The sequence below is a fragment of the Gardnerella washingtoni genome (assembly GCF_049262705.1).
GTDB classification, from domain to species: domain Bacteria; phylum Actinomycetota; class Actinomycetes; order Actinomycetales; family Bifidobacteriaceae; genus Bifidobacterium; species Bifidobacterium vaginale_D.
Genome location: NZ_CP058398.1, coordinates 1 through 17,623 on the forward strand (window position 1 = coordinate 1; position 17,623 = coordinate 17,623).

The 17,623-nt window shown below is 46.7% G+C and carries 7 protein-coding genes and 3 rRNA genes; all 10 read left to right on the forward strand.

Going from position 1 to position 17,623, the window contains the following annotated elements:
• Nucleotides 1-849: 849 nt before the first annotated feature.
• Nucleotides 850-2,376, forward strand: a 16S ribosomal RNA gene (locus HXT28_RS00005).
• Between the two features lie 379 nt (nucleotides 2,377-2,755).
• Nucleotides 2,756-5,817 (forward strand): 23S ribosomal RNA (locus HXT28_RS00010).
• A gap of 178 nt (nucleotides 5,818-5,995) precedes the next feature.
• Nucleotides 5,996-6,112, forward strand: a 5S ribosomal RNA gene (gene rrf / locus HXT28_RS00015).
• Together the 16S, 23S and 5S rRNA genes form the textbook arrangement of a ribosomal RNA operon.
• A gap of 942 nt (nucleotides 6,113-7,054) precedes the next feature.
• Complete coding sequence (locus HXT28_RS00020) at nucleotides 7,055-7,609, forward strand: cysteine hydrolase family protein (RefSeq protein WP_016636814.1); 555 nt, start codon at nucleotides 7,055-7,057, stop codon at nucleotides 7,607-7,609.
• 487 nt (nucleotides 7,610-8,096) lie between these two features.
• Entirely contained in the window at nucleotides 8,097-10,457 is a 2,361-nt protein-coding gene (locus HXT28_RS00025; protein WP_422113418.1) for a choice-of-anchor M domain-containing protein, read from the forward strand.
• Nucleotides 10,458-10,504: 47 nt separating this feature from the next.
• A complete protein-coding gene (locus tag HXT28_RS00030) occupies nucleotides 10,505-11,707 on the forward strand; it encodes a TIGR03773 family transporter-associated surface protein (protein ID WP_422113419.1) in 1,203 nt (400 codons plus the stop codon).
• Nucleotides 11,708-11,722: 15 nt separating this feature from the next.
• Nucleotides 11,723-13,966 carry a choice-of-anchor M domain-containing protein gene (locus HXT28_RS00035; protein WP_422113667.1) on the forward strand — a complete coding sequence of 748 codons (2,244 nt, stop codon included), beginning with the start codon at nucleotides 11,723-11,725 and terminating at the stop codon, nucleotides 13,964-13,966.
• 58 nt (nucleotides 13,967-14,024) lie between these two features.
• On the forward strand, nucleotides 14,025-15,815 hold the full coding sequence (locus HXT28_RS00040) for an anchored repeat ABC transporter, substrate-binding protein (protein WP_016636818.1): 1,791 nt from the start codon (nucleotides 14,025-14,027) through the stop codon (nucleotides 15,813-15,815).
• Nucleotides 15,816-15,860: 45 nt separating this feature from the next.
• Complete coding sequence (locus tag HXT28_RS00045; protein ID WP_422113420.1) at nucleotides 15,861-16,706, forward strand: anchored repeat-type ABC transporter ATP-binding subunit; 846 nt, start codon at nucleotides 15,861-15,863, stop codon at nucleotides 16,704-16,706.
• The gene (locus HXT28_RS00050; RefSeq protein WP_016636820.1) at nucleotides 16,707-17,570 is read left to right on the forward strand and encodes an anchored repeat-type ABC transporter permease subunit; all 864 of its coding nucleotides are present in this window, start codon (nucleotides 16,707-16,709) and stop codon (nucleotides 17,568-17,570) included.
• Nucleotides 17,571-17,623 lie beyond the last annotated feature (53 nt).

Below are 17,623 nucleotides of genomic sequence, written 5' to 3' on the forward strand. Positions count from 1 at the left end.
GTATATTTGTGTCTTTTTTGCGTTGATTTTGTGTTGATTGTGCGTTGTTAATTACTTTGTTACTCGAGTATCGTTTATTCGTTTTGATTGATGTTTAATGAAGTTACTTTGATGAGTTTCGTAAGTTTTTAGCATCGTGTATTACGCTCATACACTTTGCTTGTACTGCTGCTGAGTTTGCGCGAGCGTTGTAAAGCAAGCGCTACCGCATTAAGCTCACTTTAAGTTAATCTTCTTTGGTCGTCAGATTACGCTTTCTTCATTAGTTTAAAGAAAGCGTAATTGTTTGCGCGCTTGCGCGGAAAGCGCACTGTGCTTTCTGTATAAGCAAGCGCTACCGCATCGGGTTGCTTTTCGCGCTACGCTTTAAGCGAAAAGCAAGTCGATGCGACACGCCCGGGTTTGGTGGTTTTGGGGTTGTTTTTTGGTTATTTTTTGTTGTTTTTGGTTATGGTTTTTGGTTTTGGGTTGGTTTTTGAGTGTTTTTTCGTTGTTTTCGACACGCCGGTGGATGCTAGTGTTTTCAAGGGTTTTGGTGTGTTTGTTTTTGTTGGGTTTGCGTTTTAGCGTGGGTTGGTGTAAGTTTATCTCTTGCTGCTCAGCGCGGCTGGTTCTCCTCGGTTGAGGTTGATGAGCCGGCTGGTGTGGTGGTGGTTTGAGAACTCAAGAGCGTGTCTGTACTACTTATTAGTTAATTATTGCCAGTTCATTGCCTGCCTTGCATGTTGCAGGGTGCCTGAGAGATGGTTAAATGGTGGTGAGGTTTTTGTTGGGATGTTCTTTCCTTAAAGAATGTCTCGTCTTTTTCTTTTTATATTGGAGCCTTTTGTTGGCTCTTCATTGAAGTTTTTCGTGGAGGGTTCGATTCTGGCTCAGGATGAACGCTGGCGGCGTGCTTAACACATGCAAGTCGAACGGGATCTGGTCAGCTTGCTGACTGGTGAGAGTGGCGAACGGGTGAGTAATGCGTGACCAACCTGCCCCATGCTCCAGAATAGCTCTTGGAAACGGGTGGTAATGCTGGATGCTCCAACTTGACGCATGTCTTGTTGGGAAAGTGTTTAGTGGCATGGGATGGGGTCGCGTCCTATCAGCTTGTAGGCGGGGTAATGGCCCACCTAGGCTTCGACGGGTAGCCGGCCTGAGAGGGCGGACGGCCACATTGGGACTGAGATACGGCCCAGACTCCTACGGGAGGCAGCAGTGGGGAATATTGCGCAATGGGGGGAACCCTGACGCAGCGACGCCGCGTGCGGGATGAAGGCCTTCGGGTTGTAAACCGCTTTTGATTGGGAGCAAGCTTTCGGGTGAGTGTACCTTTCGAATAAGCGCCGGCTAACTACGTGCCAGCAGCCGCGGTAATACGTAGGGCGCAAGCGTTATCCGGAATTATTGGGCGTAAAGAGCTTGTAGGCGGTTCGTCGCGTCTGGTGTGAAAGCCCATCGCTTAACGGTGGGTTTGCGCCGGGTACGGGCGGGCTAGAGTGCAGTAGGGGAGACTGGAATTCCCGGTGTAACGGTGGAATGTGTAGATATCGGGAAGAACACCAATGGCGAAGGCAGGTCTCTGGGCTGTTACTGACGCTGAGAAGCGAAAGCGTGGGGAGCGAACAGGATTAGATACCCTGGTAGTCCACGCCGTAAACGGTGGACGCTGGATGTGGGGCCCATTCCACGGGTTCCGTGTCGGAGCTAACGCGTTAAGCGTCCCGCCTGGGGAGTACGGCCGCAAGGCTAAAACTCAAAGAAATTGACGGGGGCCCGCACAAGCGGCGGAGCATGCGGATTAATTCGATGCAACGCGAAGAACCTTACCTGGGCTTGACATGTGCCTGTCGACTGCAGAGATGTGGTTTCCCTTCGGGGCAGGTTCACAGGTGGTGCATGGTCGTCGTCAGCTCGTGTCGTGAGATGTTGGGTTAAGTCCCGCAACGAGCGCAACCCTCGCCCTGTGTTGCCAGCGGGTTATGCCGGGAACTCACGGGGGACCGCCGGGGTTAACTCGGAGGAAGGTGGGGATGACGTCAGATCATCATGCCCCTTACGTCCAGGGCTTCACGCATGCTACAATGGCCGGTACAACGGGATGCGACATGGTGACATGGAGCGGATCCCTTAAAACCGGTCTCAGTTCGGATCGTAGTCTGCAACTCGACTACGTGAAGGCGGAGTCGCTAGTAATCGCGAATCAGCAACGTCGCGGTGAATGCGTTCCCGGGCCTTGTACACACCGCCCGTCAAGTCATGAAAGTGGGCAGCACCCGAAGCCGGTGGCCTAACCCTTTTGGGATGGAGCCGTCTAAGGTGAGGCTCGTGATTGGGACTAAGTCGTAACAAGGTAGCCGTACCGGAAGGTGCGGCTGGATCACCTCCTTTCTACGGAGTTTTTGTGCGCGCTCGGTTGAGTGTGGTTACTGGTGTGGAAAACAGTGGTTAACGTTTTAGATGAGTTTGTTGGGCATGCTTTTGGGTTCCCGGATTGCCACCCCTCCTGTTTTTTGGGGGTTGCGGTCCTTGACTCATGGGATTTAGTGTTGATGCTTTTGAGTGTTGATGCTGGTTTTGTGGTGTTGTGGTGGTTTGAGAACTGGATAGTGGACGCGAGTAAAATGCGAGACTTTTTTTTGGTTTCGATTTTTTTGCTTTTATCAATTTCAACCGGCTCCTTTTGTTGGAGTCGCTTGATCGTTTTGTGATCGTTTAGTGTGATGATTTTTTGTCTAGAGAATTTTGCTGATGGGTTCTTGCTTTAGTGTTTGTCACTGGTAAGGGCGTATGGTGGATGCCTTGGTAGACAGGACCGATGAAGGACGTGACGGGCTGCGATATGCCTCGGGGAGCTGCCGAGTGGGCTTTGATCCGAGGATTTCCGAATGGGGAGACCCGGCCACTGTTATGAGTGGTCACCACAGTTTTGTGGGGGGTACGCAGGGAAGTGAAACATCTCAGTACCTGCAGGAAAGGATACTCCGTGAGTAGTGGCGAGCGAAAGCGGATCAGGCTAAACCGGGTGCGTGTGATAGCCGTCAGGTGTTGCGCATTCGGGGTCGTGGGATGGACTGTTCAGCCTCTGACGGGGTTGAGGAGAGTGATAAAATGTCGTGCTAGGTGAATGGGATTGAATTCCCAGCCGTAGAGGGTGATGGCCCCGTAGCTTGTCGTGCGATGTCTCTTTATGTTTATTCCCAAGTAGCGCGGGACTCGTGGAATCCCGCGTGAATCTGCCCAGACCGTTGGGTAAGCCTAAGTATTCCTGTCTGACCGATAGTGTACTAGTACCGTGAGGGAAAGGTGAAAAGCACCCCGGGAGGGGAGTGAAATAGTTCCTGAAACCGTGCGCTTACAATCCGTCGGAGCCTTCTTTGTGGGGTGACGGCGTGCCTATCGAAAAATGAGTCTGCGAGTCAGTGGTATGTGGCGAGGCTAACCCGGGTGGGGGAGCCGTAGCGAAAGCGAGTTTTAAAAGGCGTTTGAGTCGCATGTCCTGGACCCGAAGCGGGATGATCTAGCCCTGAGCAGGTTGAAGCGCGGGTAAGACCGTGTGGAGGACCGAACCCACCTAGGTTGAAAACTGGGGGGATGACTTGGGGTTAGGGGTGAAAGGCCAATCAAATTCCGTGATAGCTGGTTCTCTCCGAAATGCATTTAGGTGCAGCGTCGTGTTATTGCTTACAGGGGGTAGAGCTACTGGATGCTTGCGGGCCCATACCGGGTACCAATAGCAGCCAAACTCCGAATACCTGTTAGGTTTATCACGGCAGTGAGTCGGCGGGGGATAAGCTCCGTCGTCAAAAGGGAAACAGCCCTGATCGTCGTCTAAGGTCCCGAAGCGCGTGCTAAGTGGGAAAGGATGTGGAGTCGCATAGACAGCCAGGAGGTTGGCTCAGAAGCAGCCATCCTTGAAAGAGTGCGTAACAGCTCACTGGTCTAGTGGTTCCGCGCCGACAATGTAGCGGGGCTTAAGCACGCCACCGAAGACGCGGCTGCATGAATTTTGTTCATGTGGGGTAGGAGAGCGTCCTGTATGGGGTGAAGCGGCAGTGTGAACTTGTCGTGGACTTTACAGGAGTGAGAATGCAGACATGAGTAGCGAGAGACAGGTGTGAATCCTGTCCGCTGAATGACTAAGGGTTCCGGGGCCACGTTCGTCGTCCCCGGGTGAGTCGAGTCCTAAGGCGAGGCCGACAGGCGTAGTCGAATGGATGAACGGGTTGATATTCCCGTACCGGTGTTACACCGTTCGAACTGAATCTGAGAGTACTAACCTTCATTTGCTGGTTGATTTCCTTTCGGGGTTGTTGGCTGGTTTGTGTTGGGACTGTATCGGTAGTAGGTTAGCGTGGGAGTGACGCGGGTAGGTAGCCGGCTGCGGAGGTGGTTTTCCGTGGCTAAGCGTGTGGGCTGTCTCCTAGGTAAATCCGGGGGATGTTTAAGCTGAGGCGTGATGGGTAGGCTGTAAGGCTGATTCCGGTGATCCTGCTTGCCGAGAAAAGCTTCAACGTGAGGTGTGATTCCGCTCGTACCCTAAACCGACACTGGTGGTCTGGTAGAGTATACCGAAGCGATCGGGCGAATCCTGGCCAAGGAACTCGGCAAATTACTCCCGTGCCTTCGGCATAAGGGAGACCCTTGATGGTGATATGGTTTTACGCTGTTGAGCTGTTGGGGGTGGCACAAGCTAGGGGGTAGCGACTGTTTACCAAAAACACAGGAGCGTGCGAAGGCGTAAGCCGCTGTATACGCTCTGACGCCTGCCCGGTGCCGGAAGGTTAAGAGGATCCGTTAGCTTCGGTGAAGCGGTGAATTTAAGCCCCGGTAAACGGCGGTGGTAACTATAACCATCCTAAGGTAGCGAAATTCCTTGTCGGGTAAGTTCCGACCTGCACGAATGGCGTAACGACTTCCCCACTGTCTCGGCCAGGAGCCCGGCGAAATTGCAGTACGAGTAAAGATGCTCGTTAAGCGCAGAAGGACGAAAAGACCCCGGGACCTTTACTATACCTTGGTATTGTCGTTAGGTGTGGATCGTGTAGCATAGGCGGGAGGCTGTGAAGCGTGGGCGCTAGCTTGCGTGGAGTCGACAGGTGAAATACCGCTCTTTCCATATCTGGCGTCTAACCTCGACACGTTATCCGTGTTAGGGACAGTGCCTGGCGGGTAGTTTAACTGGGGCGGTTGCCTCCTAAAGAGTAACGGAGGCGCTCAATGGTCCGCTCAGCCCGGTTGGCAATCGGGTGTTGAGTGTAATCGCACAAGCGGGCTTGACTGTGAGACTGACGGGTCGAGCAGGGACGAAAGTCGGAGATAGTGATCCGGTGCCGGCGTACGGACGTGGCATCGCTCAACGGATAAAAGGTACCCCGGGGATAACAGGCTGATCATTCCCAAGAGTCCATATCGACGGGATGGTTTGGCACCTCGATGTCGGCTCGTCGCATCCTGGGGCTGGAGCAGGTCCCAAGGGTTCGGCTGTTCGCCGATTAAAGCGGCACGCGAGCTGGGTTCAGAACGTCGTGAGACAGTTTGGTCTCTATCCTCTGCGCTCGTTGGAATGTTGAGGAGACCTGCCCATAGTACGAGAGGACCTGGGTGGACGAACCTCTGGTATGCCGGTCGTCACGCCAGTGGCGCTGCCGGTTAGCTACGTTCGGAAGGGATAACCGCTGAAAGCATCTAAGCGGGAAGCCTGCTCCAAGATAAGCATTCCTTGCACTTGAGTGTGTGAGCCCCCATGTAGAACACGTGGTTGATAGGCTAGACGTGGAAGCCCTGTAAGGGGTGGAGCTGACTAGTACTAACGGGCGATGGTGACATTCTTCCTCACTTTTATTGGTGGGGAGGGTGGGTTCTTGTGAGTATTTTTCTTCTAGCGTTAATGAGTACTGAATGTTTTGCTTAACGATCGGTTGGTAAAAGAGTTTTTATTCGCGTTCATGTCCGGTTCCCTAACCGCCACGTGTTGCCACTCACGGTTTGTGAGTGTATAATTTAGTTTTGCGGTGGTCATGGCTCAGGTGAGACGCCCGGTCCCATTCCGAACCCGGAAGCTAAGGCCTGACACGGCGAGGGTACTGCACTCGATAGGGTGTGGGAGACTAGCACGCTGCCGCATTATTCTTCTAGCGGGGAACTTGATTGTTCCCCGCTTTTTTATTATCCGCATACCGTTTTTCGGGGTTATAGGCTGAAAAGTGTGTAAAACTATGCTGATGAATATTCTGTGGCATAAACTAGCCCCAGTACTGTTAAAAACTCAGTCAATGCACTGAGTTAGTAATGGTAATCACTCAAACATTGTTAAAACTCAGTCAAGTATTTTAAGAAAGTAACGGTCATATGTTACTGGTGCAGTACGTAATCTGCGTTAATAACGAATAATTGCTATTTAGCGTTACTCGCGCAGTATGTAATCTGCGCCAGTAACAAATAAGCAGTACCACTCGCGCTTTAAATCGCAACGCGAAAGCAGGTCGTCAGCGCACACAGAACACAACCGAATTACCAATGAACTACCACGCGAGCCTGCCCTGCCTTCGTCAATCGAGACGAAAGCAGACCTCGCTTGCGTTGAAAGCACACCGTGCTTTCAACTTAAGCAAGCTCAGCGAATCGAAGTGACTTCTCGCGCATTATGCAGCTCGAAGTCATCGATTCGCAAATCAGCCGAACGGCTATGCCGTGAGGAATAAGCGCTCAAGCACGTCGTCAGCGCAAATGTTTTATGATTACACTTGCCGCAAGGTAGTGATTAAATAATGGTAGTCGACGCAGAAGCATGAGCTTTCGGTATGCTGCTGGTAAGCTTTTAAGAAAGTTTTACGTAAGCTACCGATAAGCTTCCAGAAGCTTTTGGTATTAAAGTATTGCGCCGATTGCAATTGGGCCAGCAATTGAGTTGATAATTGGGCTATCAATTGAAATAACATTAAGCAATTAAGAATGCGGAATATTGTAACTAAAGCGATTATGCTATTGCAGTAGAGCTATTTGCGATAATGCTGTTAGCAGTAATGCTATTTGCAATTATTCTGCGATTTTCATACAAGGAGTAGGTGTGAATAAAGCCCTTATTAACATTGATTATACGAATGATTTTGTGGCAAGCGATGGCTCTCTTACTGTGGGCGAGCCTGCCCAAAAGCTCGAGAAGCGTATTACGGAGATTTCGCAGGAATTTCTTGACGCTGGTGAGTTCGTGGTTTTTGCGATTGATACGCATCATTTGAACGACCCGTATCATCCTGAAACTAAGCTGTTCCCACCGCACAATATCGCCGGAACTCACGGTCAGAAGCTGTATGGCACGCTTGGTGATTTTTATGAGGCGAATAAAAACAAAAGTAACGTGTATTACATTCACAAGACTCGCTACTCGTCGTTTAATGGCACGGATTTGCTGATTAAGCTTCGCGAGCGTCACATTGAGGAGTTGCATTTGGTGGGAGTTTGCACGGATATTTGCGTGCTTCACACTGCTGTTGACGCATATAATCTTGGGTTCAAGATTGTAGTTCATAAGGATGCCGTGGCAAGTTTTGATCCTGCAGGTCACGAATGGGCTTTGCGTCACTTTAAGACTTGCCTTAATGCGGATATTGTAGAAGGCTAAAGTTGCTTTTAAAAATATTAGATAAATATTAAAAATTACTCAATGATTGCGCTGGTTGCTTTAAGCTGCCAGCGTTTTTGTTTATTTGTGGTGTTCTTATTTGTGGTGTTCTTTATTCGGTTGATAGTTACAAAGTAGGTTTGCGGGTCGAAAGTGTGTAAAGCTATGTTGGTGAATATCCTGCGTTATAAGCCACAACCTGAATATTGTTACTATCTTCAGCTAACAATCTGCGGTAGTAACGTTCGTAGCTCAAGGAATAACCCACGTTCGATGGGTTGTTAGTGCGACTGTCACAAGACGTATGAGCTTAGTTTTTACATACTTTTGATCTGCAATTGGTTTATTCGGAGTGTTGACTTGACTATTAATGAGAATCATTATTATTATTAATAAACGTTGTAATAATATCTTCAATAAATATCTGCGAAAAAGAAGAGTGCAGATAAACGTTAAGAAGATGAAGTGTAGAGAGCGGAAACACAGCATGACTCAGGTTGTAAAAAATGTTGCGAAGCGTGCGTTTGCAGTAGTAGGCGTAATGATGCTTGCTTTCGCAGTATTGGCATCGGGATTAAGTGCAGCATTGCCAGCATATGCCTCTGAAGGAGGAAATCCTGAAAGTAAGTACAATGCAACTGCTAAACAAGTAATTGAACATGGTCATACTGATGTCTTTTACCCAATCCAGCATAAGGGTAAATTCATCATGGCAGTTGAAAAAGACGGTGCTACTTTCCTTAAGCCTGAAAATACAACATTTCGTGTATTAAAAAACACTTATACAGAAAAATCGCAACTGCCAGATCTTGCTACAAGTTACTACTATCTTGACATTGCAGGAAAGCAGAAAGGCAATCCTTTATATCCAGGCTGGGATACTGGTTATGCCGCATCATTAGTTGGTGCAGCTCATGCTGATGATGCTACAGCAGATATTGCGATTCAACAAATCACTGGCCCTATGAACGGACGAGTTTTATTGTGGTCAACCGAAGGTGTGGGCAAAAACTCAAAGAAAGTATCGTTTGAAGAGAACGACTTAGATGATGAACCAGATGTTGATGGTAGTCGATTTATGCTTCCTGGTGTTATTCATCAGCATACTGCCGGTCATGTGCATGCGAACTGGGGTTTTACGCAGCCAGGCGTATACAAATTAAAAGTAACTGCTACTATCACCAATAAAGAAACAAAACAAAAAATTACAACTGAACCTGCAGAATATACATTTGAAGTTGAAGATACGTATTCTGGAGAAGTACCTTCAACAACTCTTACTGAAACACTTGACTTACATCGACGCGAAGATTTTATTAATCCAAATGATGATACAGTGTCGCATGAAGCATCTGAAAAACACAAAGATACAGACGAAGATGATGGCGGCGATATGCGCATCGGGAATATTCGTGATTCTGGTCCGCACCCACATTATCATTCGTACGAAGGTTTCGGCGGTTTAGATTTAAAGGTAGTAAATAGGCCAAAGGGCGCTCGCATTGAATGGCGCTATGTGCGTGCAGATGAAGGTCCAGATGCGTATGGAACTACGCTTTTTGCGGATCGATTGCAGCTACCGGCAGAACCTGCAATGAATAAGATGAAGGTTTATGCGCATGCTACTGAAGGTGCTACGCAAATCGGGAAAGATACTGCATCTGCAACTATTGCAGTTGAAGATCATGGTGCTGACGGTCATCCTGTAGTAAAAGCAATCGCACCATATAAAAGATATAAGCCTGGCGACACTTTGCGCGCAAGGACAATCCTGCTTAATCCTCACGTCGCCACAGATGGTACAACTGGTGAACCTGTTGACGACCCAACAGATCCTGTAACTTCTATAGTTAAGGATTATGTGTGGCTTATAAAGAAGGAAGGGGAGCGTGAATTTAAGCGCATTCCTGGTGCTGTAAGTAGCAAGTTGGAGCTGAAACTTGATGCGTCTATGCAAGGTGCAACGATTCGTCCATCGTTAGTCCTAAAAAATGGAGAGCTATATCGTAATAGTAAATTTGATGAGTTCTGTGATTACATTATTGAAATGGACGACGGTGCTCATAACAAACATGATGCACAACATGGTGGAAGTTCGCAAGAATCCGAATCAGAAATCGATGGTAATCCTGGTACGAAGCAGCGTCATAAAAAACGCAAAAAACATCATAAGCGTGTGAATGGTGCCAGTAATTTTGTGAATGGTATTTTTGCTAGCATTGCACACAATGGTTTTGGTAATGGTTTTGGTAACAGTTCAGCCGGTGGTTTTAACGGCGGTTTGAATAATGGTTTCAATACTCATGGAGCATTCCAGTTTACGCCTGATTTCTTTAAGAGATCTCATAAAAAATTGAAGCGTACGAAAAATCAGCGTAATCAGCGTAATCAGCGTAACCAGCACAACAATAATGCTCAACATAGCACTCAACAAGGCTCTGCTGTACAATCTGGTTCCTTTACAAGAACAGAAAATACAAGTGGAAAATCTTTGCGTACTATGAATCGTCGAGGTGCTAACAACTTACATCATTCAATGAGTATGCAACGTAATAAGCATGCTAAGAAACTTGGGCAAACTGTCCGCAATTTTGCTGATGCTAGCAGTAAATCGGCAGCAAAATCGGCAGCAAACAACAATAAGCAGGATCGTAGTGCGCATGAGGGTGAGGGCCATGACGGCGCATATGCGGATGATGAGGATGATTCTGATGATGCTGATGATGCGGAAGAAAATCACTCGTCGACGCAATGGGTTGCAGCTGCTGCTGGTACTGCCAGCGTTGGTTTATGCACTATAACCGGTGCATGTAGCGTATTGATGCGGCCTCGTATGAAATTGCTGTGAAACAACAAGATTTACAATTCGTAATCTACAAAAGAAAGCTTATATTCATGAATAGCAACTCAACTCAAGCAAAGCATGCAAGGCGACAGTATGTGTATTCAACTGCGCTACTTGCTATGGTATTTTCTCTTATTATTTCGATTGCTTTTCTATGCGTACCATCTCCAATAGATAGTGCTGCTCAAGCTGCGGAAGGCAATCAGCCAGTGATGATTCAAGCTGGTCATGCTGATTTTGGGCCTACGCTCATTGATAACAAATGGAAACTGAAAATTCGTGATGATACTGGTGATGAACCAGTGTGGCGAGACCCAGAAAATGTGGTATTTAAATTAGGGAGCAACTCGATTATTGCTATGCCTGACGATGCTGCATACAGTTTTATTGGTGAGAAGCCTGGAACAAAACTATATGTGATTCCACAAACTCAGAATCCGGACGTGCCGTGGCTTGGTTGGAATACTCAGGAAGGCGGCGTTTTAAACGAGCTTGATAGAGGTGCTAATCTTTCACTTGAAGGAGTGAGTGGTCCTGGTAAACTGCACGTTTACTTAGAAAATGGTAATAATAATCCGCAGCAACTTTGGGATAGTACTAAGGGGTATCCGCAAAATAGTTGGATTGAAGCTAATGCTCATACTCACGTCAATTGGGTATTTTCTAAGCCTGGAATATATCATGTAAAACTTACTTTTTCTGGCAAACTGAAGAACGGTCGCTCAGTTAGTGATACTCGTGTTCTTAACTTTGCAGTTGGAGATAATACGGATCCGAATGCTGCTTTAAGTGCAAGTGCAGATTCTAGTGCAGATGATGATGAGCAATCAGATGATGGTGCTCAAGATGCCGACAATACTCAAGGTGATAATGCAGCAGAAGGTAATTCACGCCATCATGCTCATAGTGCTTTGAATCATAAAGGTAAGAATGTAACAAAGAATGATGATACGACTTTAGCGCTTCAGCTTATTGGTGTGTTTGTGGCTGTTATTGCAGTAATTATTGTGATTTTTGTGTGCATTGCTGTGATGAAAAGCAAAAAAGCTCGTGAGGAGGCGCTTGCGCAACGAGATTCATTGCAGCATGCTCAGCAAACAGTCAAGCATGAAAATAGTTTGTCGAATTTAGTGCGTGAGCAAGAAACTACTGTAATGGCGCCAATTGATACTCATACTACTGAATCTGGCGCTTCTCAGTTTGATTCTTCCAGCTTTGATTCTTCCAGCTTTGATTCTTCTCAATGGAAATAAGAAATTGTGGTGATGATGATGCGTAATACTATAAAGAAATTATCTCGCGCTTTATTGGTTGGCATGTGCTTGTGCGGCATGGTTGCGGGAACCCCGTCAGCATTCGCGGCTGATAATGATTCTGTTGTTGCAGCAAATGGTAAGCAACAGTCGTCAAAAGATTTTGCTGCGATAAAAAAAGCTAATTTTGAAGCTTGTAAAGCTGCTCGCTTAGCGCATACAGCACCGCAGCCTGAAGTTGATACTAAAGCGGCAATGTGCCATGCGTATAAGGGGCATACCGATACTTTTGCTACCTTTTTTGATACTGCAAGCCAGCGTATGGTATTAGGAACTTTGGGTGATTCATTTGAAAGTGATGATAATGACGGTGCTCGTTATGATACGAATCGGCTTATTTTTGAAGTTGGTTCTAAAAACATCATGCAACTTTCTCAAGATGAAGATAGTCCTGCAATAAAGGAGATTTACGCAAAAACGCGTGAAGGTGTAGTTTGGTTCTTTGACCAGTCAGGTGCTGGGAATACTGGTGCTTTGTGGCCAGGGCTTGATACTCGCCCTATGTATCAGAATGCCGGTAAAGCGGCGATAAACCCGACAGTAACAATGTCATTGACTTCAATAGAAGCTCCTCATGATGGCGAAGTATTTTTGTATACACGTAGTGGTGAAAGTTACGAAAAAATGCTTGGTTCAGCAGATGGGTGGCCTAAATCATTTGATGTTAGTGATACTCAAGGTAAGCATGAACACATGTATTGGTCATTTACGCGACCAGGTACATACAAACTGGCGATGAAAGCTGTTGCAACGATTCATGGTAAAGAACAGTCTGCTGAGCAGGTATATACCTTCCACGTAACCAATCACGATGTGACTGCAGGTGATTTTGCTGACTATGATGGTCCATCATTTGATGAAGATGATGAAAATGATGAGAATAGTGCAGATGATGAGAATAATGCTGACGAAGATGAAGACGATGCAGATGCTGATGGCGAAGATAATAGCATTAATGTGCAGCAAAGTAATGGAGCGTTCTTCATCAACGGGAATAACAATACAGTGTATGTGACGCCGTGGCCTGGCGCTAAACCGGAGCAAGGTTTAGCAGTGCCGTCGAATTCCGGTAACACACAGCATTCACAAACGACGCAGAACAGCGGATCGTTTATTCAAAATCATGCCGGTACTCATTCCTCACAGCAAAATCAAAATTCATCGCAAGATGCTAGCAATAGTGCAAAAGTCACGAAATTTAAGGATCTTCAAGGAGACAAGCTCGTTATCGATCATGGGCATGTAGATATTGCAGTATACACTGGCGAATCCAATAAAGTTGATATGGCTGTACAAGAAGATGTGACAGGAAGCCACGTTTTCCGCAACCCAGATACTGTTGTATTTGCTGTAAGTGATGCTGGAAAAACTCAAGGCGTTTACCGTATTCCACAAACGCAAATTAATGGAGTTCCATGGATGGGATGGAATAATCAATCCATGAATCCGCATAAGCCAACACAATTAACTTTGACTGGTGTTGATGGTCCTGGAAACGTGCGCGTATGGATGTTCGGTGGTTTAGGCGGTGGTGACCAAGAGATTTTCTCGACACAAGGGGCAAGCAATTACACAATACCTGCTAATACGCATGCGCATGCAAATTGGGACTTTGATAAGCCTGGATACTACACTCTACACTTCCAAGCTTCTGATGGAACTTCCACTGTCAGCCGCAGTATTCATGTTGCAGTTGGCGTAGACCCAATGGAAACACCAATGACATCTGTGGACGGCGATTCTGCTCCAAGTAAACCTACAAATCCTATCCAAGCTTCGTCTCCTACTGCTGGAAAAGGCGCTGGAAAGGGCGCTGGTAGTGGGTCTGGCAGTAGTATGCTTTCCGGGCATGGTGGTAGCGCTGCTTTTGCTGGAATGCATAATGGCAGCTTCGGCGGAAGCAGTTTCAATTCTGGTAAAAGTTTGCCGCGTGTTGCAAAAAAGAAGCATAAAGGACTCGTATCAAAAATTAGCAATAAAAGACTTGCTAAGAGTTTATATCGTCAAAAACTCGGTGATGATGTTGAACTTGTAGATAATGAGCCAACAGGTATTGCTGGTTTATTCCAACATAATCCTGTTCTTGCTTATTCGCTGCTTATTGGTGGTCTTTTAGCAGTGTTTGGTGTTTTGGGTGCTGGAATATGGTACCTCTATAAGCGTGGTTTTATTAATTTGAATTGGCTATTGCGTTATTAAGTAGAAGTAGTAGGAGCGTGAAAGGGTGATTGTTCAGCCCAGAACAATAAAACGAACTATGCTTGCTGCAGTGAGCATTATTGCGACTACGGTTCTTGTGCTACCACTCGCTGCTTGCGGAACAATTTCTAGCGATAATCGTGCAGGGCATCGTAATGGACGTATAAACGTTGTTACTACAACCGGGGTTTTGCGAGATATGGTTGCTAACGTGGCAGGAGATGCAGCAGACGTAAGTTCTATTGTGCCAGATAATGCAGATCCGCACTCCTATGAGCCGCGCTTGCGTTCTATTCGAGATGTTGTGTACGCAGATGTAGCTTTCAGCAACTACATGATGCTCGAGGAACATGGTGTTATCACTGCTTTAGACGCGAATTTGCGTAAGGGTGTGCCGAATGTGCAGCTTGCTGAAGAAAGCGTGAAACATGCTGCAGATATTATTCCAATGGTTGAGGATGTGTCGTTAGATACTATTTGGCTCGGGCTTGCTACGGAGCGTGTAGCTGCGCAACCAGGAGATGAAGTGCAAAGAGAGCAAGGTTCTACCAATACGCAACATCCTGCGGAAGAATCACCATCTACTGCTAGTGGACTAGCATCGCTCAACAATCTCAATAAAACAAAAACAAATTCAACACAAACTCACCAACTAGAAAAATCTGGCCAATCTTCGCAGTCAAATGCGCCATCTACTACCACAAAAGAAGGTCGCGCAACTGTAATAAAGCCAAACGCATACAATATGAAGCGTTCCGACAGAATCCGCTTAACTGCAACGAAAGTGAGTGGACCGGGAGCATTATTTGCTTATCTAACTGGCACTTTTGGTAGCGTGGAAACTTACGTAAATTCAGCGAACGGAATTAACGACGAAGATCACGTGGATTTGCCAGCGGATGCACACACGCATTTAAGTTGGGCTTTTAGCAAGCCAGGAGAGTATACGCTTGATTGGCATGCGGATATTTTAGATGCGCAAGGAGCGCGAGTAGCAAGTTTGGGAAATACTAGAATGCGTTTTGCTGTTGGCATAAATGCGCAGAAAGTAGCGAACAAGCGTGGCGCTCGCGTAGTTCTGAATCAAGGTCATGCTGATTTAGCATACAATTTAGCAGCACACGGATTTATGTACCGAGTAGATACGCTGCAAGAAAAGCGCTCTACTACGCCAAAACGCGTATATTATGCGCCGCATGACGTAGTAGTAGAAGTGCCGACGAATGCGTTAAAAGAAATTCCAGCAGAGCAAGGGTATCGTTTCTTGGGTGCAGCGCGCGAGAAGTTGTATCAGCTTCCGCAGGCTGTTTTAGGAAAGCATGTTCACGGCGATATTGATCCGCATTTGTGGCAGTCGGTAAAAAACGGTATTGCGTATGTGCGCACTATTGCTGACCGCTTGTGCGAAGTCGACCCTCAAAATGCTCGCAAATATCGCGCTAATGCTGACCGATATATTAACAAACTGCTGGATGTGGACGCGTATATGCGCAAGAAAGTTGCGGCAATTCCCAAAGAACGTCGCAACTTGGTTACAACGCACGATGCTTTTGCTTACTTAGGTAAAACTTACGGTGTAAACATTGCAGGATTTGTAACAATCAACCCTTCGAGTGAACCAAGCGTACAGGATAGACGTAGACTTTCGCAAATTTTGCGCGATTTGGAAATTCCAGCGGTATTTTTGGAACCAAATTTGATTTCGCGCTCTTCGGTGCTTAAGGAATTGGCTGCTGAAGCGCATGTAAAAGTCTGTCCAATTTATGGTGACGCTTTCGACGCAAAGGTGAGAACTTATGCGGATATGATGCGTGCGAACGCTGACTCATTGGCGAAATGTTTGAAGTGAGTTTGAAGTGAGTTTGAAGTTATGAGGATTTGGTGAGGATTACATATGGATGCAAATACTGTTATTAATGCGCAAAACTTGAGTGTAAGTTATGGGAATCGCGTTATTGTAAAAAACGTTTCGTTTGGTATCCAAAGTGGCGAGTTTGTGGGATTGCTGGGTGCGAATGGTGCTGGTAAAACTACACTGTTTCGCGCGATTATGGGTTTGATTCCACACTCCGGAAAGCTAGAAGTTAAAGCTCCTAGCGCAGAAGGCGGTAGTGTAAATCCGCGCGTATCGTACGTTGGCTACGTGCCGCAAAGACATGATATTGCTTGGGATTTTCCGCTTTCTGTGCTTGATGTTGTGATGATGGGTAGGATTCGGCATATTGGTTATGTTCGTCGCGCGAAGAAAGAGGATTATGAAATAGCGCTTGCTTCGCTTGAGCGTACCGGAATGGCTGATTTTCGAGATCGTACGATTGGAGAGCTTTCTGGCGGTCAGCGTCAACGCGTGCTGGTTGCTCGCGCACTGGCTGGAGAGCCGCGACTGTTGCTGCTTGATGAACCTTTTACCGGACTCGATATGCCGACTCAGGAATTGCTTACTGACTTATTCCTTACTTTAGCTGCTTCTGGCGAAGCAATTCTTATGAGCTCTCACGACATCATCGGCTCAATGAACTCATGTTCAAGAATTATGCTGTTTGATGGCACTATTGTTGGTGACGACAAGCCGCAACATTTGCAAACTGAACAGTGGGTGCAAACCTTCCATGTAGCACCTGAAAATCCGCTTATTAAAGCTATTGAGCGTGTTGTTGGGCAAGAAAATGCTCAGGAAAATATGTGCAAAAATGTGAAAACTGACGAAAATAATAAACTGCATAGTGGGGTGGAAAAGTAAATGTTATCGCCAATCGAATTTATACAGGACTTAACCAACCCCGATCTTTGGTTCCTGCTCAAAGCGCTTATTGTAGCCTGCTTTTCTAGTGTAATTTGTGGAGTAGTTGGCTGCTATGTGGTGCTTCGCGGCATGGCATTTATTGGTGACGCTGTAGCACACTCAGTTTTTCCAGGATTGGCTATAGCTTTCGTATTACAAGGCAATTTATTATTTGGAGGTGCGCTCGCAGGAGTTGCAACCGCGCTCATCGTATCTATTTTTAGCCAAAACCGCAGGCTTCGCGAAGACTCGTTTATTGGAGTATTCTTCGTATCTGCTTTCGCACTTGGAATCGTAATCATCTCAAAAGCTTCAGGTTACGCAGGATCCTTAGAATCCTTCTTATTTGGCTCAATTACAGGCATTCCGGACTCGGATATTGCTGTGGTAGCTGTTACAGGGCTGATTATTGTGGCGTTGCTGAGTATGTTCCACAAAGAACTTGTGTGTGTGTCGATGGATCGAGAAACTTCGCGCGCAATGGGATTGCCAGTGGCTTGGCTTGATGGAATGTTGTACGTGCTGGTGGCGATTGCGGTAGTTGTTTCTGTGCAAATTATTGGTAATGTGCTTGTGCTTGCACTGCTGGTGACACCTGCTGCAACAGCAAGGCTGCTTACGGATAGGTTGTCGAGAATGATGATTTTGGCACCGGTTATTGGTTGCGTTTCGTCGATTGTGGGCATGTATATTTCGTGGAGTTTTGATACGGCAACAGGCGGCACGATTGTGCTTGTTGCTACAGTGCTTTTTGTGTTGGCTTGGGCTTGCTCGCCCAAGCATGGTTTAATTGCAAAGGCGTTAGTAAATACAAAAGGTTAAGAAATCGGGTTTGGCGCAGGTTTAGCGCAGGTTTATAGCGTGCGGCACAATAG

Excerpts from the sequence above, each read along its gene's own strand:
- HXT28_RS00025 (WP_422113418.1), top strand. The coding sequence starts at position 8,097 with ATGACTCAGGTTGTAAAAAATGTTGCGAAGCGTGCGTTTGCAGTAGTA.
- HXT28_RS00030 (WP_422113419.1), top strand. The coding sequence starts at position 10,505 with ATGAATAGCAACTCAACTCAAGCAAAGCATGCAAGGCGACAGTATGTG.
- HXT28_RS00035 (WP_422113667.1), top strand. The coding sequence starts at position 11,723 with ATGATGCGTAATACTATAAAGAAATTATCTCGCGCTTTATTGGTTGGC.
- HXT28_RS00040 (WP_016636818.1), top strand. The coding sequence starts at position 14,025 with ATGCTTGCTGCAGTGAGCATTATTGCGACTACGGTTCTTGTGCTACCA.
- HXT28_RS00045 (WP_422113420.1), top strand. The coding sequence starts at position 15,861 with ATGGATGCAAATACTGTTATTAATGCGCAAAACTTGAGTGTAAGTTAT.
- HXT28_RS00050 (WP_016636820.1), top strand. The coding sequence starts at position 16,707 with ATGTTATCGCCAATCGAATTTATACAGGACTTAACCAACCCCGATCTT.